The sequence below is a fragment of the Mesorhizobium sp. M2C.T.Ca.TU.002.02.1.1 genome (assembly GCF_003997225.1).
Map to the genome: position 1 here is coordinate 1 of NZ_RZTO01001171.1, position 1380 is coordinate 1380.

Sequence of the window (1380 nt, forward strand, 5' to 3'; positions counted from 1 at the left end):
CATCATGGCCGCCGACCGCCTCAACCCGACGGTCGCCAAGCTCAACGACGTCACCAATCCGGCGGTGATGTCGGCGATCGAGCTGACCGCCAAGGCGGGTGTCGCCGCCGGCATCATGGTGGGCATGTGCGGCGAGGCCGCCGGCCGGCCGGACCTGATCCCGACCTTCGTGAAGATGGGTCTGACCGAGCTCAGCATGAGCCCGGCCTCGATCCAGCGCGCCAAGAAGACCATCGCGGCCATGGCGGCCGAGCGATAGCGGATAATTCGCGGCGGTTACGTCAGATGCGCGAGCAGCGTGGCGAGAACCGGTGTCAATTCCTGGACCGCATTCGCATGGGCACAGGCCTGCCTGATGCGATCTTCCCGCACTTCGGCCGCCAGCACCGCGATCTCGAGAATGTCGGGCTCGGGCGTGCCGTGCGCCTTGGTCGCCAGTCCGCAGGCAAGCACCACGGGCGCAAGGCACCTGATGTCGAGCGACCGGTCGCCGGCGATCGCCGGGCCTGTCCCGATCTCGCCAGGCTGGACCGGACGATGGTTGAGGCATTCGACGAGGAGAGCCGCGCAGGCCGCCGCGACCTGATCGGTGGATGCCGCGTCCGCCGTCGCGCCGGCCAGAAGATCCGCGTGGCGCTTGCGCATCGCGACATGCACGGCGGAAAAACTCGCCTCATGAACACGGGGATTATCGATGCCGTAGCCGGCGAGAACCGCCCGGGTCAGGTAATACATATCACGCCTGAACTGACGTTCGCCGCCGATCTGCCGGTCCTCATCGCCTTGCGGGAAATAGGCCCGCAGGCTTTTCACGGTCGTGCCGTCGACCTTGAGCGGCCGGGAATGCGGAACGAAGGATTCGGCGATCGTCAGCGCCTCGTCGACAGCGCTCGCGGCATGGCCGAGCAGGCTGCGGCCCGGAAAGGGCGGCAAATTGCCGGCGATGTCGTGCGAGGCATCGCCGGCGCTGTCGTGACGGCCTTGGCGGATCGCGTCGCGCAGTTCCCGAAGCCGATCCTTCAGGTTGGCGCGGACATCCTCGGAGATTTGTCGCAGCATCGCCAATTGCCTCGAAATGCTGAAGCCGCTCACGGCTTGGGGCGCCAGTCGCCCTCTCTAGATTGTTCGTCTCGATTGGTAGATCAATAGACGATATTTAACCAGCATGCAGAATCGGCGGGACGGTGTCGTCGCCGGAGTTGGAGGGGAACTTGGGCAGGCGACGGCAGGGCGAACCAGAAAACGGCAGGGCGGCGGGCGAGGCATCCGAGCAGATCGTCAGCGAAAGCCGGACCGACCGCCTCAGGATCCGCGCCGCCTGGATGTATTTCGTCGAGCAGATGACGGAAAACGAGATCGCCGACGTGCTCGGCGTCGGCC

The 1380-nt window shown here is 65.9% G+C and carries 2 protein-coding genes and 1 pseudogene; 2 read left to right on the plus strand and 1 reads right to left on the minus strand.

Features of this window, described 5'->3' with window-relative positions; translation table 11 throughout:
• A partial coding sequence (locus EOD07_RS34430) for a putative PEP-binding protein (RefSeq protein WP_348627797.1) occupies nt 1-259 on the plus strand: 259 nt, incomplete at its 5' end.
• A 17-nt stretch (nt 260-276) separates the two neighbouring features.
• Here the strand turns inward: EOD07_RS34430 and EOD07_RS34435 are convergent.
• The gene (locus EOD07_RS34435) at nt 277-1059 is read right to left on the minus strand and encodes a hypothetical protein (RefSeq protein WP_127238355.1); all 783 of its coding nucleotides are present in this window, start codon (nt 1057-1059) and stop codon (nt 277-279) included.
• 152 nt (nt 1060-1211) lie between these two features.
• Between EOD07_RS34435 and EOD07_RS38900 the strand changes: the two are divergent.
• A pseudogene (locus EOD07_RS38900) lies at nt 1212-1380 on the plus strand (sugar-binding transcriptional regulator); the annotation flags it as partial.